The 3,712-nt window shown below is 74.0% G+C and carries 3 protein-coding genes; 1 reads left to right on the top strand and 2 read right to left on the bottom strand.

What is annotated here, in order from left to right; all coding sequences use genetic code 11:
• The coding region (locus ABD308_RS13890) for a glycoside hydrolase family 3 protein (RefSeq protein ID WP_344333286.1) at nt 1-1,612 on the bottom strand (1,612 nt) is incomplete at its 3' end.
• Between the two features lie 41 nt (nt 1,613-1,653).
• Nucleotides 1,654-2,946 (bottom strand): MFS transporter, encoded by a 1,293-nt coding sequence (locus ABD308_RS13885; RefSeq protein ID WP_344333283.1) that lies wholly within the window; start codon nt 2,944-2,946, stop codon nt 1,654-1,656.
• A 185-nt stretch (nt 2,947-3,131) separates the two neighbouring features.
• Between ABD308_RS13885 and ABD308_RS13880 the strand changes: the two genes are divergently transcribed.
• On the top strand, nt 3,132-3,712 hold a 581-nt coding region (locus ABD308_RS13880), incomplete at its 3' end, for a TetR/AcrR family transcriptional regulator (RefSeq protein ID WP_344333280.1).

Genomic DNA, 3,712 nt, shown 5'->3' with positions numbered 1-3,712 from the left:
CGGGGTCGCCGAACACGTCCTTGCCGCCGAGCAGCACCAGCCCGAACGGGAAGCCGCCCATCAGCGAGGGGCTGTACGTCAGGCGCAGCCCGATCGACTGGCCGCGGGTCAGCTCGCGGGTGACGGTGACGGAGGGCGGGTTGAGGACGGCGGTGACGGGGTCCTCGCCGGCGGGGGAGACGGTCTCGGTGGCCGCGGTCTCGCCGTCGATCTCCAGGGTGAAGGCGCCCAGACCGGCGAAGCCGAGGTCGTGGCGGCCGTCGCGGTCGACGGTGACGCGGGTGGTCAGCTCGATGCGCGCGGCCCGGGCCAGCCGCTCGTCGCCGAGCCAGGCGAGACGCCCGGACGGGGTGGTGTCCTCGGCGAACGCGGTGCCGTCCTGGTCGAGGTAGCGGACGTGGACGCCGGGGGTGCCGGTGATCGGGTCGGTGACCTGGTCGCGGGTGAAGGGGTGCAGTTCGTCGGCCGGGGGCAGGCCGGGGGCGAAGGTGACGGCGTCGTCGCCGTAGGCCTGGCGCAGTCCGTCGAGCGGGGTGACGACGCCGCGCGGGAACACCGCCGCCGAGCCGCCGCCCTGGGCGCGGGCGCGCCGGGCGTGCTGCCCGATCACGGCGACCGTCAGCCCGTCCCGGGGCTCGGCCGGGAGGGTGCCGTCGTTGCGGGCCAGGACCATGCCGTCGGCGGCGGTGCCGCGCAGCAGTTCCGCGATCGCGGCGTCCTCCCAGGGCTGGACCGGGACGGCCTCGGGAGCGCCCTCCAGGGCGCCGACGCGGGAGGCGAGCAGCAGCAGCCGGGCGACCTTCTCGTCGATCGCCGCCTCGGGGACGCGTCCGGCCTTGACGGCCTCGACCAGCGCCGCGCCCCACGGGCCGTCCGGGCCGGGCATGACGAGGTCCTGCCCGGAGGCGGCCGACGCGTCGGTGCCGTGCACGGCGCCCCAGTCGGAGATGACGACGCCGTCGAAGCCCCACTCGTCCTTCAGCGGGTCGCGCAGCAGCGGGTTGGCGGACATGGCCGCGCCGTTGACGCCGTTGTAGGAGGACATGACCAGCCACGCCCCCGCTCCGACCATCCGCTCGAACGGGGCGAGGTACAGCTCCCGCAGGGTGCGCTCGTCGGCGTGCACGTCCACGGTGAAGCGGTCGGTCTCGGAGTCGTTGGCGACGTAGTGCTTGGCGGTGGTCGCCACGCCGTGCGCCTGCACGGCGCCGACGTAGGCGGCGCCGAACTCGCCGGTGAGGTAGGGGTCTTCGCTGAACGCCTCGAAGTGGCGCCCGCCGCGGGGCGAGCGGTGGAGGTTGACGGTGGGGCCGAGCACCACGTCGACGCCCTTGCCACGGGCCTCGGCGGCGATCAGGGCGCCGAGCCGGCGCACCTGCGCCAGGTCCCAGGTGGCGGAGACGGAACTGGCCGACGGCAGGCTGGCCGAGGGGTCGCGGTCGTCGACGGCGGCGCCGCGCACGCCGGTGGGGCCGTCCGAGACGACGATCGGGCGCAGGCCGACGGCCGGCTCCTCGTGCAGGGACCAGACGGAGGCGCCGGTCAGCAGGCGCACTTTCTGTTCCAGGGTGAGGCGCTCGACGAGAGCGGTGAGGTGCGGGGAGGTGTGCATCGTGCTGTCCTTTCGTGACGGGGGGAGTGGGGGAGCGCCGGTCAGCGAACGCTGCGGATGCGCAGGACGGCGAGGGCGCCGAGCAGGGTGATCACGCCGACCGCCGGGTAGAGCGCGCCGTAGCCGCCGAAGGCGTGCACGATGCCCGCGGCCAGGACCGGCGCGATGGTGGTCGGCAGCGTCGCGGCGAGGTTGAGGACGCCGAGGTCCTTGCCGAAGTCGTCGGGGTTGGGGAGCAGGGTGCTCATCAGCGCTTGGTCGACCGAGACGAAGGCGCCGAAGCCGGCCGCGACCACGAAGTGGGACAGGGCCAGTCCCAGGACCGACGGAAGCGCCAGCGGGATCATCGCGCCGAAGGAGATGAGCAGTCCCGCGCCGAGGACGACCGGCTTGCGCCGGCCGAGCCGGTCGGAGAGCGGGCCGGCGATGGCGGTGGCGATGATGACGGCGGGCAGGGAGACGAGTCCGAGCAGCGGTACGGTCTGGGCCGCGTCGTCGATCGAGAGTCCGACGTACTCCTGTGCCAGGTAGAGCTGGTAGGTGCTCAGCATCGTGTATCCGCCGAACAGCAGGATCCGCCCGGTGAAGCCCCAGAAGAAGTCGCGGTGGCGCACGGGGTTCACCCAGAACGCGGCGAGGAAGGCGCGTGCCGAGAAGGGGCGGCGCGGTTCGCCGCGGTTGTCCCGGTCGGGGACGAGGGCGACGAACAGGACGATGCCCAGGAGGACGGCCCCGGCCAGCACCGTGTAGCCGAGCGCGATGTCGTCCGCGAACAGCGAACCGAGGATCGGGCCGACGGCCGAGCCGAGCACGACGCCGAGCCCGACACCCGTCGAGAAGCGGCCGCGGAGCCGCTCGGGGACCCGGTCGGGCAGCAGCGCGGAGAACGGCCCCTGGAAGGCGTTGAACCCGAACTGCACCAGCATGAAGCACACGGTCAGCGCGGCCAGGCCCGAGGCGAGGCCCGAGGTGAGCAGGGCGACGGAGCCGATCAGCGCGCCGGCGAGCATCCACGGTCTTCGCGAGCCGTAGCGGCTGCGGGTCTGGTCGGACAGCACGCCGACGATCGGCTGGGCGAGCATCGCCGCCACCGCGCCGAGGGCGTTGATCATCGCGAGGTTGCCGGTCTTCGCGTCCGGGTCCAGGTGCTCGACCTGGAGCGCGACGTAGTAGAGCGCGACGCCGTAGGCCACCGGGGCCGCGGCTGCGGCGAACGGGGCGGTCCGGAACAGGCGCCGCAGGTCCGCCGGGACCGCGCGGGACGGTTGACCCGCCGCACCGTCGACCGGTGGTGACGGGTCATGGGCTGATCGGGGGTCAGCGTGCACGGACATCCTTGCCTCCGATGTGAGGGGCGGGGCGGGGGCGGGCCGGGTGGGGCCGGCCCGGCGCGGCAGGACGCGGCAGGGCGCTCGACGAGCGCGACTCGTCGGCGTTCACGTTCGCGTCTCCGTAAGTTACCACCATGGTGGTAACCTTTGGGAAGAGTCCAGCGGGCGGGGATACTGGGGAGATGGGGATGAAGCGCGGCAGTTACCGGACCGGACGAGAGCGCGTCGAGCGGATCCTCGACGCCGCCCACGAGCTGTTCATCGACACCGGCTACCGCGCCACCTCGCTGCGCGCCATCGCGGCCGCCTCGGAGATCTCCCACCCGGCGCTGCTGCGCCACTTCGCCTCGAAGGCGGAGATCCTCACCGCGCTCGTGCACCGCCTGGACCGCCACTACCTGGCCAGCCTGACGCCCGGTCCCGACGGCGTGGTCAGGCACCGCGGCGCCGCCGAGACGGCGCGGGACAACGAGGCGACGCCCGGCTGGATCCCGCTGTTCACCGCCCTCCTGGGCGAGGCGACCAGCCCCGAGCACCCCGGGCGCGCCCTGATGCGGGCGCGCCGGCGCGAGGCCACCGGGATCGGCGTCCGGACGTACCGCGCCCTGGGCGGTGACGAGCGCTCCGCGAAGCTGACCGTCCAGCGGCTGGTGGCCGCCTGGGAAGGCCTGCAGATCCTCTCCCTGTACTTCCCCGGCCGGATCGACATCCCCGCCCGACTCGCCGCGTTCGAGGACGACGTACGCGCCAACGGGGTCCCGCCGGCGCC

Source organism: Kitasatospora putterlickiae, assembly GCF_039527695.1.
GTDB classification, from domain to species: domain Bacteria; phylum Actinomycetota; class Actinomycetes; order Streptomycetales; family Streptomycetaceae; genus Kitasatospora; species Kitasatospora putterlickiae.
Note: the sequence above shows the minus strand (reverse complement) of the source record. Positions and strands in the feature narration are given on the sequence as shown.

Coding starts and splice junctions, on each gene's coding strand:
- ABD308_RS13885 (WP_344333283.1), bottom strand. CDS start 2,946: ATGTCCGTGCACGCTGACCCCCGATCAGCCCATGACCCGTCACCACCG.